This is a genomic window from Lentzea flaviverrucosa (assembly GCF_003350445.1).
GTDB lineage: Bacteria > Actinomycetota > Actinomycetes > Mycobacteriales > Pseudonocardiaceae > Lentzea > Lentzea californiensis.
Genome location: NZ_QQAU01000002.1, coordinates 185058 through 205192 on the forward strand (window position 1 = coordinate 185058; position 20135 = coordinate 205192).

A 20135-nucleotide genomic window follows, 5' to 3' on the forward strand; every position below is an offset into this window, starting at 1 on the left:
GGCTCAGGCTTTCCGGAAATGGCGAACGGCCGCCCCACCGGGAAGGTGGGACGGCCGTTCTGCCGGACCGGAGGTGCTCAGCCCTTGCGCTTCTTGACGTCCTCGGTCAGCTGCGGCGCGACGTTGAACAGGTCGCCCACCACACCGAAGTCGGCGATCTCGAAGATCGGGGCCTCGGCGTCCTTGTTGACCGCGACGATCGTCTTCGAGGTCTGCATGCCCGCGCGGTGCTGGATGGCACCGGAGATGCCCAGCGCCACGTACAGCTGCGGCGAGACCGTCTTACCGGTCTGGCCCACCTGGAACTGGTGCGGGTAGTAGCCCGAGTCGACGGCGGCGCGCGAGGCACCGACGGCGGCACCGAGCGAGTCGGCGAGCTCCTCGACGACGGAGAACTTCTCGGCCGAGCCGACGCCGCGGCCACCGGAGACGACGACCGAGGCCTCGGTCAGCTCCGGGCGGTCGCCGCCGACGACGGCTTCACGCGAGGTGATGCGGGCAGCCTTGGCGGCGTCCACGGTGATGGAGACCGACTCGTCCAGCACGGCGTCCGCCGCGGACTCCTCGGACTCGACGCCGCCGGGGCGGACGGTGATGACCGGGGTGCCCTTGCTGACCTTCGCCTTGACGACGAACGCGCCACCGAAGATGGACTGCACGCCAGTGCCGTCGGCCTCGACGTCCACGACGTCGACGAGCCAGCCGGAGTCGATGCGGGCGGCGAGACGGCCCGCGACCTCCTTGCCCTCGATCGTCGCGGAGACGAGCACCGCGGACGCGTTAGGGACGAGTGCGGCCAGCGCGTCGACCTTCGGGGTCGTGAGGAAGCCGGCGGCGTCGTCGGACTCGACGGCGTAGACCTTCGCGGCGCCGTACTTGCCCAGCGACTCGCGGATCTTCGACGCGGTGCCGGGAGCGCCCACGACCACTGCGGCCGGGGTGCCCAGGCGGCGCGCGGCCGTCAGCAGCTCGTAGCTGACCTTCTTGACCTCGCCGTCGACGTGGTCGACCAGAACCAGAACTTCAGACATGACTTCCCTCCCTCAGATGAGCTTCTGGCCGACGAGGAACTCGGCGATCTTGGACCCGCCGTCGCCACCGTCCTCGACGCGCTGACCCGCGCTGCGCGGCGGCTTCGGGGAAGCCTCCTGCACCTGGGTGTACGCGCCGGACAGGCCGACCTCGGACGCGTCGATGCCCAGGTCCGCCACGGTGAGCGTGGAGACGGGCTTCTTCTTCGCGGCCATGATGCCCTTGAAGGACGGGTAACGCGGCTCGTTGATCTTCTCGGTCACGGAGACCACGGCCGGGAGCGACGCCTCGAGGAACGCGACGCCCTCGTCGGTCTCACGCTCACCCTTGATCGTGGTGCCCTCGACGGTGACCTTGCGCAGCTGGGTGACCTGCGGCAGGCCGAGCAACTCGGCGACAATTGCCGGCACGGCGCCGGCGCGGCCGTCGGTGGCCTCGTTGCCCGCGATGACCAGGTCGAAGCTCTCGACCGTGCCGATCGCCTTCGCGAGGACCTTCGCCGTCGCCAGCACGTCCGAGCCGTGCAGCGCCTCGTCGCTCACGTGGATCGCCTTGTCCGCACCCATCGACAGCGCCTTGCGAATGGCGTCGGTGGCGCGGTCGGGACCCATCGCGATCACGGTGACCTCGCCGCCGTGGGCTTCCTTCAGCAGAAGAGCCTCTTCGACGGCGCGCTCGTTGATCTCGTCGAGCACGGCATCCGCGGATTCGCGGTCAAGGGTGTGGTCGGCGTCGGTGAGCTTGCGCTCGGACCAGGTGTCAGGCACCTGCTTGACCAGGACAACAATGTTCATAGGTCCTCTTCGACCTCCTGCGGACGGGCGGCGACGCTTGCGCAGAAGACTCCAGAACTGCGCCGCCGGGTGTTCACGACCCTGCCATCACCCGGATGTTACCCGCCAGTAGCACCCCTGCAAACAGCAGCAAGCACCCCGCTAGCGTGACAGTTGTCACCCGTTGACGCCACCAATTGAGACCTACCCCATTCAGGCGACTACGCTGCGCGGACATGTACCGGCGAGTAGCGATCGTGACAGACTCCACCGCTTGTCTCCCGGCGCAGCTGACTGATCAACTCGGCATCGAAGTGGTGCAGATCCAGGTGCGCATCGGCGACCACACCGACGACGAGTCCCGCATCCCGGTTCCCGACCTGGTCTCGGCAATGCGTTCGAACGTGCCCGTCGAGACGATTCCGCCCGATGCCGGCGCGTTCTTCTGGACCTACAACGAACTGGCCGCGCAGGGCGTTCGCTCGATCGTGTCGGTGCACGTGTCGAGCCGCCAGTCCGCGACCGTGGAGGCCGCCCGGGAGGCCGCCGGCAAGGTCCGCGTGCCCGTGCACGTCGTGGACACGCACACCTGCGGGATGAGCATCGGCTACGCCGTCCAGGCCGCCGCGAAGGTCGCCGAGGCGGGCGGCAGCGTGGAGAAGGTGCTCGCGACCGCGCAGCGCCGTTTCGACAGGTCCACCGAGCTGATCTACGTCGACACCCTCGAGTACCTGCGCCGCGGAGGCCGCATCGGTGCCGCCGCCGCACTGGTCGGCGGCGTGCTGTCGATGAAGCCGCTGCTGACCATGGCCGACGGCCAGATCACGCCGCTCGACAAGGTGATCGGCGCCGACCGCGCGCTCAACCGGATGCTGGACATCGCGATCAAGCGCGCGGGCACCGACACCGTGGACGTCGCCGTGGAGCACTTCGACGCCGAGGAGAAGGCATCTCGGCTGCTGCGCAAGCTCCGGCGGAGCGTGCCGAACGTCCGCCAGTTCATGTTGACGCAGGTCAGCTCGGCCATCGGCGCCCACGTGGGCCCAGGTGCGTTGGGGATCACCGTTTCGCCGGTGTGACCGCCGGGAACTCCGGGAGCGGTTTCGTCCGTTGAAATGGACGTAACGGACACCTGGAGGACCGATGGCCGGCTTCATGGACAAGATCACCAGGTTCCTGCGCAGTCCGCAGGGCCACAAGCTGCAAGCGAAGGCACGGCAGATGGCGCAGGACCCGCGCAAGCGCGCGCAGGCCGAGCAGCTGCTGCGCAAGTTCCGCGGCAAGAAGCACTAACTCTTGAAGAGCGCGTTGAGGTCGCCGTAAGCGATGCCGTTCTCAACGCTGCTGTACGTGCCCTTGGTCAGCATCTCCTCCGCTGCCCGCCTGGCGACGGCGTAGGCGGCCTCGGCCACCGCAGAGCCGAGGCTGACCCGCGCCACGCCCGCCTTCGCGAACTCGGCGACGGCGGGCGCGCCGGGCCCCACGAGAACGTTGAGCGGCGCGGCGATCCCCTTCGCCAGCTCCGCGACGGTCTCCAGATCGGTCACACCCGGCACGAAGATGCCGCTGGCCCCGGCCTCGAGGAACTTCGCGGCGCGCTCCAGCGTCCGTTCGAGCCTCGTGGCCGGATCACCGACGCCGCGCAGGAACGTGTCGATGCGCGCGTTGACGTACAGTTCCGGCGCGGCCTCGTGCGCCGCCGCAAACCGCTCAGCCTGCTCCGCGACATCGCGCTGACCGGCACCGAGCCCGTCCTCGATGTTCACCCCGGACGCCCCCGCCTCGGCGATCGCCCGCACCGTCTCACCCACCTCGCCAGCAGTGGCACCGAACCCGGTCTCGATGTCCGCACTCACCGGAATCCCCACGGCGGCAACGATCCTGGCCACGAGGTCGACAGCCCGGTCCCGCGCGATGTGGTCACCGTCGGCAGCGCCGAGGCTCCACGCCGCACCCGCACTCGTGGTGGCGACGGCTTTCGCGCCGGCGGCCTCGACGACGAGGGCGGACGCGACGTCCCAGGCGTTGGGGAGGGCGAGCGGGCCCGGCTTGTGCAGCGCGTGGAAGAGCTTCGTTCGATCAGAGGCGGAAGTCATGATCGATTGATATCAGCAGGCAGCGGTGGAAGTCCGGCGAGAATCGGACAGGTACCGACGAGTTTCCGACATTCCCGCCGGTTGGTGCGCTGGTTGCCGCGCCGGCTAGTTGCTGCCCGCCTTGCGGCGGACCTCTTCGAACGTCCGCAGGTAGCGCTGGCGGAAGTCCTCCCGCTCGACCCACGTCGTGTGTTCGGCGGGCTGGGGGGAGGCGGGTTGAGGTAGCGCGGTCTGGACGACGGGCTGCGGGGCTGGCTCGGGTTCCTCGGCGGGCTCAACGGTCGCCTTGGCGAGTGCCTCGGTTTCCGGTTCCGCAGGTTCTGCGTGCTTCGCGGGTTCTGCGGGCTGCGCGGGCTTGGTCTGTTCGGCGGGCTTGGTGAGGTTGGCGCGCGTCGCAGGCTTCGTGGGTTCGGCGGGCTTCGCGACGGTCTCAGGACTGTCGGTGCTCGGCGCTACGGTTGATTCGGGGGCTTCGAAATTCCCCATGGGGGGAACGAGGTCCCCATCCCGATCATATCGAGCAGCACCGACAGTTTCGGGCGATGCGAGCTGTCCGGGCTCCACCGCGGGCTCGGACCTCGTCACCGGCGCGGGATTCGGCACCGGCGCGGCCTTGGTGACCGGCTCGGCCTTCGTGACCGGCTCAGCCTTCGTGACCGGCTCGGCCTTCGTGACCGGCTCAGCCTTCGTGACCGGCTCAGCCTTCGTGACCGGCTCAGCCTTCGTGACCGGCTCAGCCTTCGTGACCGGCTCAGCCTTCGTGACCGGCTCGAACTCGACCACCGGCGTCAGCTCGAGCACCTGCTCGGCCTTGGCCGCCGCAAGCCCAGCCGACCGCTCGGGTTCGGAGGCGAGCACAGGCTTTGCCACCGGAGCGGGCTTTGCCACCGTCACAGACTTCACCGTCGGCGCGGGCCTCGCCACCGGCTCGGCCAGCGACGCCAGCGCCGATTCCCTCTGCGGCAGGCCCATCACGGGGTTGCGGTGGATCGGCCGCGAGTCGTACTCGTCGTCCACCGGCACGACCGCGGCGGGCTTCTCCACCCACGTCCGCTCGTCCGGCGCCTTCGAAGGGGCGGGCTCGCGGGAGTCGGCGTCCTCGCGGCGCCGCACCAGCACGTACATGAGGGCCGCCCCCAAAGTGAAGGACAGCACGCACAGCCCGAAGACGATCCCGACTGCCCCTGCCATTGCGAAGGCTCCTAGCTGACGAGGACGTCGATCTGAGGACCGAAATCCGTGGGCGGGCCCCACACGGGGTCCACGATCACGCGGGTGGCGACGACCTTGTCCACGCCCTGCTCGGCCAGGTACTGCCGCAGCAGGCCTGCTCTCTCCATCGCGAGCACGTCGCAGCGGTGCGAGGCCGTCTCGCCGTTCCACGCGTGCGCCACCAGCGTCACCGAGCCGGTGACGTTGCGCAGCACGCCGGCCAGCGACCGCCGCACGTCCTCGCCACGGCCCGCCAGCGAGGCGGTGCCCGGCGCGAACGTGATGCCCTTGACGGCGTGCGCCGAGAACAGGTCGCGCACCGCCTGCTGCGCCACCGCGGCGGACAGCAGGACCGGTGCGGGAGGCTCCATTCGCAGTGGTGCCACGAAGTCGGAGACCGGCACCGGGCCGGCCAGGACCGCGGGCACCGCGGGCGACGACGACAGCGCTGTCTCCAGTTCGTCGCCGTACACGGAGAACCCGAACGCCGTCACCGACGCGGGCACCATCAGTGCACCGACTACTAGCGGGACCCAGCGCTTCACGACGCGGCGACCTGTTCAGGGATGTGCACAGGGGCGACCCGGTCGGCGGCCACGGACAGGGCGGCGCGGGCCGCGGACAGTTGCGAGTGGACGACGCGCTTGAGCTCGTGCAGTTCGGCGGTGCGGTCGGCGACCTCGGCCAGCCTGCGTTGCGCCTCGCGGGACGCCATCTTCACCACGAACTCCGAGCGCGCCCTGGCCAGCGCCTCCTGCTCCTGCAGGTGTTGCGCGGCCTCGTTGCGGCGCCGGGTCATCGTGAGTTCGAAGAACTGCTGGGCCTTCTCGCGCTTGCGCTCGGAGTCGGCTTCCAGCGAGTTGCACTGGAGCGCGGTCTCCCGCAGCAGCATGTCCGCGTCGGCCTGGGCCTCGGCGACCGCCTCCGCGCACTCGCGCTCCACCTCGTCGGCGCGCTGGCGGTGCTGGGCTTCGAGATCGGCGCAGCGGCGTTCCATCTCCAGCTCGCGGCGTTCCATGGCGGCAGCGCGGGTGGCGCAGTCCTGACGTGAGGCGTAGAGCTCGGACTCGGCCTCCGCGCGCATGGCGGCGGACTCGCGCTCGGCCTCGGCGCGCAGCGCGGCCACTTCGACGTCGGTGCGCGCACGAAGGTCGGTGCACTCGCGTTCGGCCTGCAGGTGCATCTCCGCCGTCTCCTCCTCGGCGAGGCGGAGCATGCGGTGCATCCGTTCGGTGGCGCTCGCGTGCGTGCCCGAGGTGGACTCGAGGCGTTCGATCCTGGCGCGCGCGTCCTCCAGGTCCTGACGCGTCATTTCCAGCAGCTTGCGCAAATCCGCTGCCTGCGCCAGCGCCTCGGACCTGTCGAGGCTCGTGAAGCGCAGCTGCTCCTCGAGATTCTCGATGTGCTCGATGACCTGACGTCGGTGAAAACCTCGGTAGACAACGTCAAAACCGGCGTGCAGCGGAACTAGTTCCTGCTCTTTTGCACCCATGGTCACCTACTCACTCAACCGGGCTGAAGATTGGGCGAGCTTACCCACGGCAGAGAGGGCCAACCAGCGTCGAAAGTGGACGGACGAGCATGATGTAACACTTGGAATAATGGCTCTCCGCTGGGAAAACAGGTTGCCCCTAGATCAACACCAAACGTCGGTCAGTCACCCGATTGTGTCAAGTAGGACGCCTTTCCGGGGTGTTCACTCCGTGCGTTCGCCGCACACGGAAAGCGACCAGCCAGGCCTACATCACACGAATTACCTTCGATCGGTCGTGGCTACTTCGATCACCCTTCGTTAACCTCCTCGTTCGTGTCCTCACGAGTAGCCGTCGTCACCGACTCGACCGCGTCACTCCCGGCCCGTCTGGCGGACCGGTTCAAGATCATCACGGTCCCGATGCAGCTCAAGATCGGGTCGGAACTGATCGACGAGGCGTACGTGCCGACCGACAGGCTGCTGCGGGCGATGGAGGCGCAGATCCCGATCACGACGCAGCCGCCGGCGCCGGACGCGTTCTTCTGGGCCTACCAGGACGCGTGGGCGAAGGGCGCGGAGACGATCATCTCCGTGCACGTGACGCCGAAGCTCTCCCCCGCGACGGACGCGGCGAAGGCGGCCGCGGCCAAGTCGCGCGTGCCGGTGTTCATCGTGGACTCGCACTCGTCGGGGATGACGCTCGGGTTCGCGGCGCTCGCGGCCGCGCGGATCGTGCAGAGCGGCGGCAACGTCCAGAACGCGCGCAGCGTCGCCGAGCAGCGCGGGCGTGACGCGAACGTGCTGATCTACGTCGACACCCTGCACTACCTGCGCCAGGCCGGTCGGGTCAGCGCGGCGGCGAAGCTCTTCGGCGACGCGCTCTCGGTGAAGCCGCTGCTCACGGTCGTGAACGGCGAGGTGGAGCCGTTCGACAAGGTCGTCGGCCGCGACCGGGCGCTGGCGAAGCTCGTGGACAAGGCCGTGGCGCTCGCCTACGGGCGCAACGCGGACCTTGCGGTCGAGCACTTCGCGGCCGAGAAGGAGGGCCACGAACTGCTCCAGATGCTGCAGAAGCGGATCCCGCACGCCCGCGACGTCGTCCTGACGCAGGTCAGCGCGGCGATCGGCGCGAACGTGGGGCCGGGGGCGCTGGCCGTCACGGTCTCGCCGTACTGATCAGAGGTCCGCAACCTCCTCCGCGAGGAGGAGCCCCGGATCGAACCCCAGCGGCGTGAGGTGCCCGGCGAGCTCGAGCGAGAGCACGCCCTGCAGGCGGGTCCAGAAGGACAGGGCGCGATGCACCGTCGGCGACGACGCCGGCAGGGCGCCCGCCCACCCGCGGTTCAGGCCCAGGACGGCGTCGAACGGGGACCGCGGCTGCTCGTCCGGCGCGCCGCCGCAGACCTCCAGCAGCACCGCCAGGATCTCGTTCGAGATGGCGGTGATGTCGTCGGGCGCCTGGTAGCCGGGCACAGGCGTGCCGTAGATGAGCAAGTACCGGTGCGGGTCGCTCAGCGCCCACTCCCTGATGACCGCGGCGAGCCCCACGACGGTCGTGCCCGCCGTATGCGCGGCACGGACGGTGTCGGCGAGGCTGCGGTAGGCGTCCCGGATGAGCGCGGTGATCAGCTCGTCGCGACCCGCGAAGTACCGGTAGAGCGCGGGACCGCTCATGCCCATCTCCTTGGCGATGGCGTTGAGTGACAACGCTGTCACGCCAGCCGAGGCGATCTGCTCCCACGCGTGCCTTTTGACCTCTTCGCGCACCTGGGCGCGGTAGCGCTCGCGAGGGTTCCGCCCCATGTCCGCCTCAGACTCCGTCACCATGGTTAGACCCTCTCACATTCGTTATTGACAGTCACACCACCTTCAGCTTAGCTTCTCCATGTCACAACAGTTAGAGCATCTAACTTACGCGAGTGGCACTAACGGAAGAGGGGCATCACAATGACGACCACCACGAACACCACTGCTCACCCGTCGAAGTCGGTCCTGGTCGCGGCCTGGGCGGCCCCGGTCATGGTCATCGGCCAGTTCGGCCTGCTCTCCGGGATTCCGATCGCCGTCGTGCTCGTCGCAAGCCTGCGCGACCGCCGTTCGCGGGTGCTGCGCTGGTGGACGGGAGCGCTCACGCTCGCCTACGCCATCCCGTTGACCATGTGGCTCGCCGGTCCGAGCGAGGCTCCCAGCCTGTCCAAGTACATGAGCCCTGCGACGACCGCGGCGCTCGCCGCGACCGGTGTCGTCGTGGCCATCGCGCACCAGGTAGTTCGCAGGCGCTCTACTGACAAGTAACCTGGCCGGCGTGACCCTCCCCCTGACCGGCGAACGCACCGTGCCCGGTATCGCGGAAGAGAATTACTGGTTCAGGCGCCATGAGGCGGCGTATCTGCACCTCATCGGCCACTGCGCGGACGCCGTCGTGCTGGAGGCGGGCTGCGGCGAGGGCTACGGTGCGCAGCTGATCCGCACGGTCGCGCGCCGCGTGATCGCCCTCGACTACGACGAGCTGACGTCGCGGCACGTATCGCAGGCGTACCCGCGGCTCGACGTGCTGCGCGGCAACCTGGCGACGCTTCCGTTGCGCGACGGCAGCGTCGACGTCGTGGCGAACCTGCAGGTCATCGAGCACCTGTGGGACCAGGAGGGGTTCCTGGCGGAGTGCCGGCGGGTGCTGCGCCCCGGTGGCAAGCTCATCGTGACGACCCCGAACAGGCTGACGTTCTCACCCGGCCAGGACACGCCGCTGAACCCGTTCCACACCAGGGAACTGGCACCGTCCGAACTGGACGAGATGCTGCGCGACGCAGGTTTCCGCGTTGACGAACTGACGGGGCTGCGTCACGGACGAAGGCTTGACACGCTCCTGAACGGACAGATCATCAACGCACAGGTCGAAGTCGCGCTGTCCGGCGCGCCGTGGCCGGCCGAGCTCAAGGAGGCTGTGGAGTCGGTGACGGTGCGGGACTTCGACATCACCCCTGACGACATGGACGGCTGCCTCGACCTCGTGGCCGTGGCGGTGCGCGCGTGACGGCGAAAGCTTCCGAAGGCACGTTCTGCCTCGTCCTGCACAGCCACCTGCCCTGGCTCGCGCACCACGGCGCGTGGCCGGTCGGCGAGGAGTGGCTCTACCAGGCGTGGGCGCACTCGTACCTGCCCGTCGTGGACATGCTGCGGCGGTTCGCCGACGAGGGCCGTTCCGACGTGCTGACGCTGGGCATCACCCCGGTCCTGGCCGCACAGTTGGACGACCCGTACTGCTTGCGGGGCATGCACGACTGGCTCGGCAACTGGCACCTGCGCTCGCACCTCGCCGGGGAACGGCTGCCGGAGCTGTCCACGTACGAGCACCGCGCGTCATCCTGGGCGCTCGACCGGTTCGAAAGCCAGTGGCGGCACGGGTTCTCGCCCGTCCTGAGGTCCCTTGTGGACTCCTCGGCGATCGAGCTGCTCGGCGGACCGGCCACGCACCCCTTCCAGCCGCTGCTGGACCCGCGGGTGCGGGCCTTCGCGCTGCGGACCGGCCTGGACGACACCGCGTTGCGCGTCGGACGCGCGCCGGAAGGCATCTGGGCGCCGGAGTGCGGTTACTCGCCCGGCATGGAGGACGGCTACGCGGCGGCGGGCGTGCGGCGGTTCATGGTCGACGGGCCCGCGCTGCGCGGCGACACCTCGTCCGCGCACCCCGTCGGCTCGTCGGACGTGCTGGCGTTCGGACGCGATCTGGAGGTCTCGTACCGCGTCTGGTCGCCGAAGGTCGGCTATCCGGGCGATGCCGCGTACCGGGATTTTCACACCTACGACCACCCGACGGGCCTCAAGCCGTCGCGCGTGACCGGTAAGAACGTGGCGCCGGAGGACAAGCGGCCGTACGACCCGTCGCTGGCACGCGAAGCCCTCGACCGGCACGTGGCCGATTTCGTGGAAACGGTCGTGCGCCGGCTGCGGGCGATCGACGGCGGGCTCGTCGTGGCGGCCTACGACACCGAGCTGTTCGGGCACTGGTGGCACGAAGGTCCGTTGTGGCTGGAGGCCGTGCTGCGGGCGTTGCCGGAGGCGGGCGTGCGCGTGACGACGTTGCGCGGCGCCGTCGAGGCCGGGCACGTGGGTGCGCCGGTAGAGCTGCCGGCGTCGTCGTGGGGCAGCGGCAAGGACTGGCGCGTGTGGGACGGCGCGCAGGTGTCGGACATCGTGTCGCTGAACGAGTCGGTGCAGAAGGAACTGCTGGGGCTGGACTTCTCCGCCGGCGTGAGGAACCCGGTGCTGGACCAGGCGGTGCGCGAGGCGTTGCTGGCGTTGTCGAGCGACTGGGCCTTCATGGTCACGAAGGACTCGGCCGCCGACTACGCCCGCTACCGCGCGAAGATTCACAGCGACCGCTTCAGCGAGCTCGCGTCGTTGGCGCGAAGCGGTCGCGGACTGGGCAGAGCAACGGAGCTCCGCGCGGCGGACGGCCCGTTCGGGCATCTGGACGCGCGAGGAATGGGGTAACGGGATGCGCGTGCTGATGTTGTCGTGGGAGTACCCGCCGGTGGTCGTCGGCGGGCTGGGCAGGCACGTCCACGCGCTCGCGACACAGCTGGCCGCGCAGGGGCACGACGTCGTCGTGCTGTGCCGTCAACCGTCGGGCACCGACGCGATCACCCACCCCACCGTGGACGTGGTGAGCGAGGGCGTGCGGCTGATCCGGGTCGCCGAGGACCCCGCGCACTTCGTGTTCGAGAAGGACCTGCTGGCCTGGACGCTCGCCATGGGACACACGATGACGCGGGCCGGGCTGGCGCTGGGCTCCTGGCACCCGGACGTCGTGCACGCGCACGACTGGCTCGTGACGCATCCGGCCGTCGCACTGGCGGAGGCCTTCGGCGTACCGCTGGTCGCGACGATCCACGCGACCGAGGCGGGCCGGCACTCGGGCTGGCTGTCGCACCCGCTGAACCAGCAGGTGCACTCGGTGGAGTGGTGGCTGGCGAACCGCGCCGACTCGCTGATCACCTGCTCGTCGGCGATGCGCCGCGAGGTCGCGCATCTGTTCGAAGTGGACACCGCCGAGGTCTCCGTGCTGCACAACGGCATCGAGCCGGGCGGCTGGAAGGTCCGCGCGAAGGACGTCGGAGCCGCCCGCCGCACGTACTCGCCGCACGGTGATCCGTTGCTGCTGTTCTTCGGCCGGATCGAGTGGGAGAAGGGCATCCAGGACCTGATCGCCGCACTCCCCCGGATCCGGCGCTTCCACCGCGGCACGCGCGTGGTCGTGGCCGGCGGCGGGTCGCAGACCGAGTGGTTGCAGGACCAGGCGCGCAAACACCGCGTGCTGCGGGCCGTGGAGTTCGTCGGCCACCTCTCCGACAGGTCCCTGGCCGCGTTGCTCACCGCGGCCGACGCCGTCGTGCTCCCCTCCCGCTACGAGCCTTTCGGCATTGTGGCCCTGGAGGCGGCCGCCGCCGGAACGCCCCTGGTCGCGTCGACCGCCGGCGGGCTCGGCGAGGTCGTGCTGGACGGTGTCACCGGCCTGTCGTTCGCCCCCGGTGACGTGGACGGACTCGCTCGGGCCGTGCGGGACGTGCTGTCCGACCCGGCCTCGGCCGCCGCTCGTGCGCGCGCCGCCAAGGCTCGCCTGGTCTCCGACTTCAACTGGTCCAAGATCGCGGCCGGCACGGCGTCGGTCTACGAGTCCGCTGTCGTGCGGGAGCCGCGCGTCCTCGGCCGGCCCAAGATCGCGACGGGAAATCTGTTCACCTAGGTCCGCTACAGTCGCCGGTCCCGTGAACAGAAGGTGACCGAGGACTGAATGAACTACCAACGCTTCGTGGCGCTCGGGGACAGCTGCGCCGAGGGCCTGGACGACCTGCTCCCCGACGGCCGGTACCGCGGCTGGGCGGACCGGGTCGCGTCCGCACTGGACGCGCCGGGCTTCCGCTACGCCAACCTCGCCGTGCGCGGCCGCCGTCTCGACCAGATGCTGGTGGAGCAGGTCCCGTCCGCCACGGCGTTGGAGCCCGACCTGGTGGTGCTCTTCGGCGGCGGCAACGACGTGATGTCCGGTGCGACTCAGGAGCAGATCGCGGAGCGGGCGGACGCGATGGTGCGCGCCGTGACGTCGTTCGCGCCGACCGTCGCCGTCTTCACGTTGAGCGACATCTCGCACCGCATGCCGTTCGGCCGCCGCATGCGCCCCCGCATCGAGACCCTGAACTCCGCCATGCGCACCGCTGCGGCCCGCTACGGCGCGATCCTGGTCGACGTGGAGACCGACGAGTGCGTGCACGACTCGCGCTACTTCGGCCCGGACCGCCTGCACCTGTCGTCGTTGGGGCACAGGCGGTTGGCCGGGCACGTGCTGTCGGCGCTCGGCATCCCGTTCGACGAGTCCTGGCTGGCGCCGCTGGAGGGCAGGGCCGCGCCCGCGTCGGTGCTGGACCACTGGCGGTGGCTGCGCGACCAGGTGCTGCCGGTCGCGTACTCGCGGACGCGCAACAAGCTGATCGGACGGCAGCCGGGCGACGGTTTCGTGCCCAAGCGCCCGGAGCTCGCGCCGCTGACCTGGCCGCAGCGCGTCGCTCGCTGAGCAGTCAGGCCGACGCGTCCTCCGCCCGCTTGGTCAAGGCGTCCTTGGCCTTGCGGGCCATGTCCGCGATGTCCGCGCGCCGTTGCGCGTCGGCCTCGTAGTCGGCCCGCCGGTCCCGCACGACCCGGGCAGGCATCCCGACCGCGATCTTGAAGTCCGGCACGTCCCCGCGCACCACGGCGTGCGCGCCCAGCACACAGCCACGCCCGACGCGCGTCCCGCGCAGCACCGTCACCTTGGCGCCGAGCCAGCAGTCCGGCCCGATCCGCACCGGCGACTTCACGATGCCCTGGTCCTTGATCGGCAGCGTGATGTCCTCGACCTTGTGGTCGAAGTCGCAGATGTACACCCAGTCCGCGACGAGCGACGACGCGCCGATCTCGATGTCGAGGTAGCAGTTGACCGTGTTGTCCTTGCCGAACACGACCTTGTCGCCGATGCGCAGCGACCCCTCGTGGCAGCGGATGGCGTTGCCGTCACCGATGTGCACCCAGCGGCCGATCTCCAGGCGGCCGAAGCCCGGTCGGGCCATGACCTCGACGCGCTTGCCGAAGAACACCATGCCGCGCAGGACGACGTGCGGGTTGAGCAGGCGGAACTTCAGCAGGCGCCAGTACCGCACGATGTACCAGGGCGTGTAGGCGCGGTGGCGCAGGACCCAGCGCAGGGACGCCAGCGTGAGGAACCGCGCCTGCATCGGGTCACGGCGCGACCTGCGCCAGCGAGTCCAGACCGGGGCGCCCCACATGCTCGTCATGGACGAAGACTCTAACTTCGAGCGGTCAGAGCGCCGGAAACGGTTCTGCAGTGGCCGACGTCGGCCGGCTGAGGTTGCGTGACCAGCTCGACAGGGTGCGGGACGCCTTCCGCTGACAAGCTGGACGCATGGCGATTCCTCTCATCATCGACACCGACCCCGGCGTCGACGACGCGTTCGCGATCGCGCTCGCGGCCCGCAGCCCCGAGGTCGAACTGAAAGGCCTCACCACCGTCTTCGGCAACGTCGGGCTCGACCTCACCACGGCCAACGCGCTGCGCCTGCTGGCTCACCTCGGGCGCACCGACGTACCGGTGGTGCGGGGGTTCGAAGGGCCGGGCGGTGCGGCGGACGTGCACGGGGAGGACGGGCTCGGCGGGCAGGCGCTCACGTTGCCGGAGAACCCGAAGGGCGTGCACGGCGAGGATCCGGTGCGGTTCTTCGCCGACAACCTCACGCCGGACACGATGGTCGCCGCGATCGGGCCGCTGACGAACATCGCCGCCGCTCTCGAGGCCGGCATCGAGTTCCCGCGGCTGATCGTCATGGGTGGCGGGCTCGGCATCGGCAACATGACGGTGCGCGCGGAGTTCAACTTCTGGGCCGACGCCGCGGCGGCGCGGACGGTGATCCGCCGGGGCAACCCGATCGTGGTGCCGCTCAACCTGACGCAGCAGTGCATCGCGGACACCGAGTTCCTCGCGAACGTCGACCCGGTGCTCAGCAACCTCACCGGCACCTACCGCGAGTACCTCGCGCGGCACTCCGAGCAGAACCTGTCGGGACGCGAGGAGGGCATCCTGGTCCACGACGCCGTCGCGGTGGCCGAGGCGATCGTGCCCGGGACGCTGAGCCTCCGGGTGCACGGGCTCGACATCGACGACGAGGGTGCGCTCGTCGGGGGAAAGCACCAGGTAGAGGTCGCGGAGGACTGCGATTGGCCCGCGCTGAGGGCCTTCATGGAGCAGCGCTTGTCCGTTTGACGACAACTTCGCGTCGCTCTCTGGGGTTGTGCGGGCACGGTAAGTAGGGTCCGCGACCATGCAGCGAAGAGTCCTCACGACAGCTGCGGTGGCGGTGGCCATGACGTTCGGAGTGGTCCCTGCCTCCGCTCAGCCCCAGATTCAGGTGGTGCCGGATCCGGCGGCACACGTGAACCCGTTCATCGGCACGACCAACCTCGGGAACACCTTCCCCGGCGCGGTCGTGCCGTTCGGCATGTTCTCCTTCAGCCCGGAAGCCAGCCGCGGCAACACCCTGCGCGCCGCGGCCCCCGGCGGATACCGGTACGACGCCACGAAGATCCGCGGCTTCAGCCTCACCCACATGTCCGGCACGGGCTGCGCGGGCGGCAGCGGTGACATCCCGATCTTCCCGCACGTCGGGGCCGTCACGACCTCGCCGACCACGGACGCGACCGACGCGGTCTACGCCAGCGAGTTCGCGCACACCGACGAGGTGGCCAAGCCCGGCCGCTACGACGTGACGCTCAAGTCCGGCGCCAAGGCCGAGCTGTCCGCCACCGAACGCACCGGTGCCGCGCGGTTCAGCTTCCCCGCCGACAAACCGGCGACGGTGCTGATCAACACCTCCAAGTCGCAGGTCGGCAGCAGCGACGCGCAGACCGTGGTCGACAAGGACAAGCGGACCATCACCGGGTCCGTGACCAGCGGGAACTTCTGCGGCTACATCAACCAGGCCGGTCGCCGCAGCTACTACACGCTGCACTTCGTGGCGGAGTTCGACCAGGAGTTCACCGAGGTCGGCACGTACCAGGACAACGTTGTCACGCCCGGAAGCACGTCCTCCAAGGGCGGCACGACGTACGGGACGAACGGCTGGCCGGTGCTGGGCAAGGGTTCCGGGGCGTACCTCGGGTTCGCACCCGGCAGCCAGGTGGGCGTCAAGGTCGGCATCTCCTACGTCAGCCTGGACAACGCGCGCGAGAACCTCAGGGCCGAGAACAAGGGCCAGTCCATTGAGGACATGAGGGACGACGCGTACATCGCGTGGCAGAAGCAGCTCAGGCGCATCGAGGTCGGCGGCGGCTCCGATGACGAGCGGACCAAGTTCTACACCGCGCTGTACCACTCTTTGTTGCACCCCAACCTGTTCAGCGACGTCAACGGCGAGTACGCCGGGTTCGACGGCAAGACGCACAAAATCGACAAGCGACGGCAGAAGGCCCAGTACGGCACGTTCTCCGGCTGGGACATCTACCGCTCGCAGCTGCAGCTGCTCACCCTGCTCGAACCGCAGATCGGCTCGGACATCGCGCAGTCGCTGCTCAACCAGGCCGAGCAGAACAACGGCGTGTGGGACCGCTGGACGCACAACGGCGGCGGCACCCACGTCATGAACGGCGACCCCGCGCCGATCGCGCTCGCCGCCATCTCGGCGTTCGGCGGCGACAAGTACGACCTCAAGTCGTCCCTGAAGTCGTTGGTCAAGGCCGCGACCGTGCCCACGGCGCTGGACCTGAGCAAGGAGGGCTGGGCCGTCATGTCGGTCGGGCAGCGGCCGTCGCTCGACAAGTACCTGCAGAACAAGTACATGCCGGCCGTGTCGAACGCCTGGGGTGGCGCGGCGGAGACCCTGGAGATCTCCGCGGCGGACTTCGCGATCAGCCAGCTGGCCGAGCGCACGGGCGACAAGAAGATCGCGAAGACGTTCGCCGAACGCGCTCAGTGGTGGCAGAACAACTTCGACCCGGTGGCGGACAGGACCGGCGGCTACATCCGCAACCGCAACGCCGACGGCACGTGGGTCAAGGACTTCACGCCGGACACGGGCAACGGGTTCGTCGAGGGCAGCAGCGCCCAGTACACGTGGATGGTCACCCACAACGTCGCCGGGCTCGTCGACTCGCTGGGCGGCCGTGAGCGCGCCACCAAGCGACTGGACGACTTCTTCCACAACGCCGACGGCACCTGGGCGTTGACCGGCCGCGGCGGCGCCAAGTCCGAACTGGACAACGAGCCGTCGGTGAACGTGCCGTGGCTCTACAACTACACCGGCCAGCCCGCCAAGGCGCAGGAGACGCTGCGCGAGACCATCAACACGCTGTGGAAGAACGCCCCCGGCGGCATTCCCGGCAACGACGACCTCGGCGCCATGTCGTCGTGGTTCGTGTTCACCTCGATGGGCATCTACCCGCAGGTGCCGTCGCGCGCCGAACTGGTGCTGAGCAGCCCGCTGTTCACGTCGGTGAAGATCAACCGAGGTGGCGGCAAGGACATCACCATCACCGCGCCCGCGGCGAACACCGCCACGAAGTACGTGCAGTCGCTGAAGGTCAACGGTCGCGCGACGTCGAAGACCTGGCTGCCCGAGTCGTTCGTGGAACGCGGCGGCAAGCTGGACTTCGTGCTGGGCAAGGCCCCTTCCGCGTGGGGCACGGGTGCCTCGGACGCCCCGCCGTCGTTCCGCGACGGCGAGAAGCCGATCAAGCACGACCAGCCGTACTTCCTCACGGTCGAACCGCGGCAGCTCGTGGTGGAGCCGGGCAAGTCGGTCACGGCGAAGGTCGACTCCGTCAAGCTCTACGACGGTGACCCGAAGGCGACCTACACGATCACCGGCTCGGACTCGCTCACGTTCACGCCGACCACCGGTGCCGTGCCTTCGGAGTTCACGGTCACGGCCAAACCCGATACGCCCCAGGGCTTCTACGACATCACCGTGACGGTGAACGTCGAGGGCGCCGCCAAGCCGGTCGTGCTCCCCCAGACGATCAAGGTGGCTCCGGCGGGCAGCATGCTCGCCGCGGTGAACAACGTCGGTGCTTCGGCCGATGCCGACGGTGAGGGCGACTTCGACGGCGGCGGCTACAGCTACTCGCGCGAGGCACTGGCCACGGCCGGTCTCACGCCGGGCGGCACGAGCACCGTCGACGGCCTCACGTTCACCTGGCCGTCGTCACCGCCCGGCCGGCCCGACAACGCGACGGCGGCGAAGCAAACGCTTGCCCTGTCCGGAACCCGGCTCGCCTTCGTCGGTTCCGCGACCAACGGAGCGCGGACGAAACCGGCCGCGGTGACGTTCACGGACGGCACCACGGCGTCGGTGGACATCGGCTTCAGCGACTGGACGCTGGGCGGTGGCGGGGCGGCGCCGAGCTTCGGCAACGTGATCCTCGCGAACACGCCGTACCGCAACACGCTGGGCGGTGGCAACGAAAAGGTCGCCACGCACATCTTCGCGACGAAGACGTACGTGGCTCCCGAAGGCAAGACGCTCGCGTCCGTCGTGCTGCCGGACGACGTGAACATGCACGTCTTCGCCGTGGCACTGGGTTAGTCCATACCGGTGGGGCGGCTCGGTTCACCGGCCGGGCCGCCCCTGCCGAGCGGATGATCCTGCGGTGACTGACATCGAGCAGCGACTCGTCAAGGCGGCCCGTGACGGCGCGTGGCTGGAGTGCGCGAAGCCCGACGACGTGGTGCGCGCGAGCCTGATCAGGGAGTTGCTGCTCGGCCACCACGGTGAGCTCGACCCGTGCGGGGTGAGGCTGACCGGCGCGCGACTCGATGGCGTCCTCGACCTCACCCGCGTCAAAGCCTCAGCCGGCCTCACGTTCAACCACTGCACGATCGACGAGCCGATCACGGCCCTCTACGCGAGCCTGCCCAACCTGATCTTCAACGGCGGACGCTGTGCGGGAATCCACGCGGACAGCCTCCAGGTGGACAGCGTCCTGTTCCTGCGCAACGGCGTCCGGATCACCGGTGACAGCCCGCTCGGCGCGGTCAGACTCGTCGGCGCCCACGTCGGAGCGGACCTCGACCTCGCCGGCGCGGAGATCACCAACACCGCCGGGGCCGCGATCGAGGCAGGAGGCATCGAGGTCGACGGGCAGGTCTCGTTCCGCGACGGGGTCCGGATCCGCGGGGACGGTCGCCGCGGCGCGATCAACCTCACCGGCGCTCACCTCTCGTCGGACTTCGACGTGGTGGAGACCGAGATCGCCAACGACACCGGGCCCGCGCTGGTCCTCGACAGCGCCGTCATCGGCGGCAGCGTCCTCCTCCGGAACAGGAACCGGATCAGCGCGCACGGTGAAGGACTCGACCTCCGAGGCGCTCACATCTCAGGACAGTTCGGGCTGGGGAGCACGGAGATCACCAGTGCGACAGCGGCGGCGATCGCCGCGAACAGCGTCCAAGTCAACGGAAACCTCGTTCTGAGGGACGACGTCCGCATCAGCGGGCACGACGAGGCCGGCGCGGTGAACCTGGTCGGCGGGCGCATCGGAGGGGCCTTCGCGCTGACCGACACGACGATCACCAACGCCATCGGTCCCGCGATCACCGCCGACCGCGTTCGCGTGGACAGCGCCATGGCCCTGGCCGGCCGGACCCGGCTCTGCGCAGGCGGTGAAGCCCCGGCGCTCAAGATGACCGGGGCCCACATCGCCAACAGGTTCGGTTGTGGGGAGACGGTCGAACTGGAGACGAAGCCGGAGTCGGCTCCGGTGCTCGACCTCCGGGACACGACGGTGGGCGCCATGGTGGCCCTGCCGCACTCCGGCCTGTGTCCCGATCGCGGCCGCGGCACGACGTGCGGGCACAAGAGACTCGTGCGCCTCGAACACTTCGGTTACACGTCGCTCGCGTCCGGCTGGGACTGGGAGGAGTGGCTGCACGTCGTTCGCTGCCACACGCCCGCCTACCACGCTTCGGCCTACCAGCGCCTCGCCGCTGTCGAGCGGGCGGCCGGGCACGACGGGCTGGTGCGGCAGATCCTCATGGCGCAGCAGACCGATCTGCGCCGCCGCAGTCCCCAGTCACTCGGCAGCACGTCGACGCGGTGGTTCCACTGGCTGTGGGGAGCGCTGGCCGGCTATGGCTACCGGGCTCGCCGCACCGCCGCCGCGCTGCTGCTGGTCCTCGTCGTCGCCGGGGCGATCGGCTGGTGGGCGGGGCAGGTGCAGACCCGGCCCGGCCACCTCACCGCCGAACGGGTGACGACCGCGACGACCGGGGCCGGAACTCCCTGTTCCACGGTCGAGCTGATCGGGCTCGGGCTGGACCGCGGGTTGCCGCTGGCGATGACCGGGATGCGGGCGCGGTGCGACCTCGACAGCGCGTCGAAGAAGGGGCAGGCGTTCACCGCGGCGATCTGGCTGGTGCAGCTCGCGGTGTGGGGGCTGGCGACGCTCGCGCTGGCCGGGTACACGAACCTGGTGCGCAAGCCGGGCTGAAGTCGCGACCAATAGGGT

At 69.6% G+C, this 20135-nt stretch carries 19 protein-coding genes; 11 read left to right on the forward strand and 8 right to left on the reverse strand.

All coding sequences use genetic code 11. The features are described 5' to 3' along the window. Positions 1–77: 77 nt before the first annotated feature. Both DFR72_RS06985 and DFR72_RS06990 read right to left on the reverse strand, forming a co-directional pair. Positions 78–1031, reverse strand: coding sequence for an electron transfer flavoprotein subunit alpha/FixB family protein (locus tag DFR72_RS06985; protein ID WP_090066519.1), 954 nt, complete (start codon positions 1029–1031; stop codon positions 78–80). Positions 1032–1043: 12 nt separating this feature from the next. Beyond that, on the reverse strand, positions 1044–1826 hold the full coding sequence (locus tag DFR72_RS06990; protein WP_090066520.1) for an electron transfer flavoprotein subunit beta/FixA family protein: 783 nt from the start codon (positions 1824–1826) through the stop codon (positions 1044–1046). A 215-nt stretch (positions 1827–2041) separates the two neighbouring features. Between DFR72_RS06990 and DFR72_RS06995 the strand changes: the two genes are divergently transcribed. Both DFR72_RS06995 and DFR72_RS45375 read left to right on the forward strand, forming a co-directional pair. Then, positions 2042–2884, forward strand: coding sequence for a DegV family protein (locus DFR72_RS06995; RefSeq protein ID WP_090066521.1), 843 nt, complete (start codon positions 2042–2044; stop codon positions 2882–2884). A gap of 64 nt (positions 2885–2948) precedes the next feature. Then, positions 2949–3098, forward strand: a complete 150-nt coding sequence (locus tag DFR72_RS45375; protein WP_170176162.1) for a hypothetical protein — start codon at positions 2949–2951, stop codon at positions 3096–3098. Here DFR72_RS45375 and DFR72_RS07000 read toward each other — a convergent pair. From DFR72_RS07000 to DFR72_RS07010, 4 genes are all read right to left on the reverse strand, one after another. Continuing rightward, a complete protein-coding gene (locus tag DFR72_RS07000) occupies positions 3095–3901 on the reverse strand; it encodes an isocitrate lyase/PEP mutase family protein (RefSeq protein WP_090066522.1) in 807 nt (268 codons plus the stop codon). The two genes, DFR72_RS45375 and DFR72_RS07000, sit on opposite strands and share 4 nt — an antisense overlap. Positions 3902–4006: 105 nt before the next feature. Beyond that, entirely contained in the window at positions 4007–5092 is a 1086-nt protein-coding gene (locus DFR72_RS45380; RefSeq protein WP_170176163.1) for a hypothetical protein, read from the reverse strand. 11 nt (positions 5093–5103) lie between these two features. Beyond that, entirely contained in the window at positions 5104–5658 is a 555-nt protein-coding gene (locus tag DFR72_RS07005) for a hypothetical protein (RefSeq protein WP_143086741.1), read from the reverse strand. Further along, entirely contained in the window at positions 5655–6605 is a 951-nt protein-coding gene (locus DFR72_RS07010) for a coiled-coil domain-containing protein (protein WP_090066525.1), read from the reverse strand. Before DFR72_RS07010 ends, DFR72_RS07005 begins: the two co-directional genes overlap by 4 nt. A gap of 315 nt (positions 6606–6920) precedes the next feature. On the opposite strand from DFR72_RS07010, the gene DFR72_RS07015 reads away from it, so the two are divergent. After that, positions 6921–7763 (forward strand): DegV family protein, encoded by an 843-nt coding sequence (locus DFR72_RS07015; RefSeq protein WP_170176164.1) that lies wholly within the window; start codon positions 6921–6923, stop codon positions 7761–7763. On the opposite strand, the gene DFR72_RS07020 is transcribed toward DFR72_RS07015, so the two are convergent. Continuing rightward, positions 7764–8414, reverse strand: a complete 651-nt coding sequence (locus DFR72_RS07020) for a TetR/AcrR family transcriptional regulator (protein ID WP_090066527.1) — start codon at positions 8412–8414, stop codon at positions 7764–7766. It lies immediately after the preceding gene. 120 nt (positions 8415–8534) lie between these two features. Here DFR72_RS07020 and DFR72_RS07025 point away from each other — a divergent pair, with 120 nt between their 5' ends. From DFR72_RS07025 to DFR72_RS07045, 5 genes are read left to right on the forward strand one after another with little or no spacing between them, the layout of a single operon-like run. Beyond that, positions 8535–8882: a hypothetical protein gene (locus tag DFR72_RS07025; RefSeq protein WP_090066528.1), complete on the forward strand. Its 348-nt coding sequence runs from the start codon at positions 8535–8537 to the stop codon at positions 8880–8882. A gap of 10 nt (positions 8883–8892) precedes the next feature. Then, positions 8893–9621 (forward strand): class I SAM-dependent methyltransferase, encoded by a 729-nt coding sequence (locus tag DFR72_RS07030; RefSeq protein ID WP_245982614.1) that lies wholly within the window; start codon positions 8893–8895, stop codon positions 9619–9621. Beyond that, positions 9618–11081, forward strand: coding sequence for a 1,4-alpha-glucan branching protein domain-containing protein (locus DFR72_RS07035; protein WP_090066529.1), 1464 nt, complete (start codon positions 9618–9620; stop codon positions 11079–11081). The genes DFR72_RS07030 and DFR72_RS07035 overlap by 4 nt, the downstream gene beginning before the upstream one ends. A 4-nt stretch (positions 11082–11085) precedes the next feature. Further along, positions 11086–12333, forward strand: coding sequence for a glycosyltransferase family 4 protein (locus DFR72_RS07040; protein ID WP_090066530.1), 1248 nt, complete (start codon positions 11086–11088; stop codon positions 12331–12333). Positions 12334–12381: 48 nt separating this feature from the next. After that, entirely contained in the window at positions 12382–13158 is a 777-nt protein-coding gene (locus DFR72_RS07045; protein ID WP_090066531.1) for an SGNH/GDSL hydrolase family protein, read from the forward strand. 4 nt (positions 13159–13162) lie between these two features. Here the strand turns inward: DFR72_RS07045 and DFR72_RS07050 are convergent, their stop codons facing one another. Next, positions 13163–13915 (reverse strand): acyltransferase, encoded by a 753-nt coding sequence (locus DFR72_RS07050; protein ID WP_090066532.1) that lies wholly within the window; start codon positions 13913–13915, stop codon positions 13163–13165. Positions 13916–14043: 128 nt separating this feature from the next. Between DFR72_RS07050 and DFR72_RS07055 the strand changes: the two genes are divergently transcribed. From DFR72_RS07055 to DFR72_RS07065, 3 genes are all read left to right on the forward strand, one after another. Beyond that, positions 14044–14898, forward strand: coding sequence for a nucleoside hydrolase (locus tag DFR72_RS07055; protein WP_090066533.1), 855 nt, complete (start codon positions 14044–14046; stop codon positions 14896–14898). A 58-nt stretch (positions 14899–14956) separates the two neighbouring features. After that, positions 14957–18214 (forward strand): GH92 family glycosyl hydrolase, encoded by a 3258-nt coding sequence (locus tag DFR72_RS07060; RefSeq protein ID WP_090066534.1) that lies wholly within the window; start codon positions 14957–14959, stop codon positions 18212–18214. 64 nt (positions 18215–18278) lie between these two features. Beyond that, a complete protein-coding gene (locus DFR72_RS07065; RefSeq protein WP_090066535.1) occupies positions 18279–20117 on the forward strand; it encodes a hypothetical protein in 1839 nt (612 codons plus the stop codon). Positions 20118–20135 lie beyond the last annotated feature (18 nt).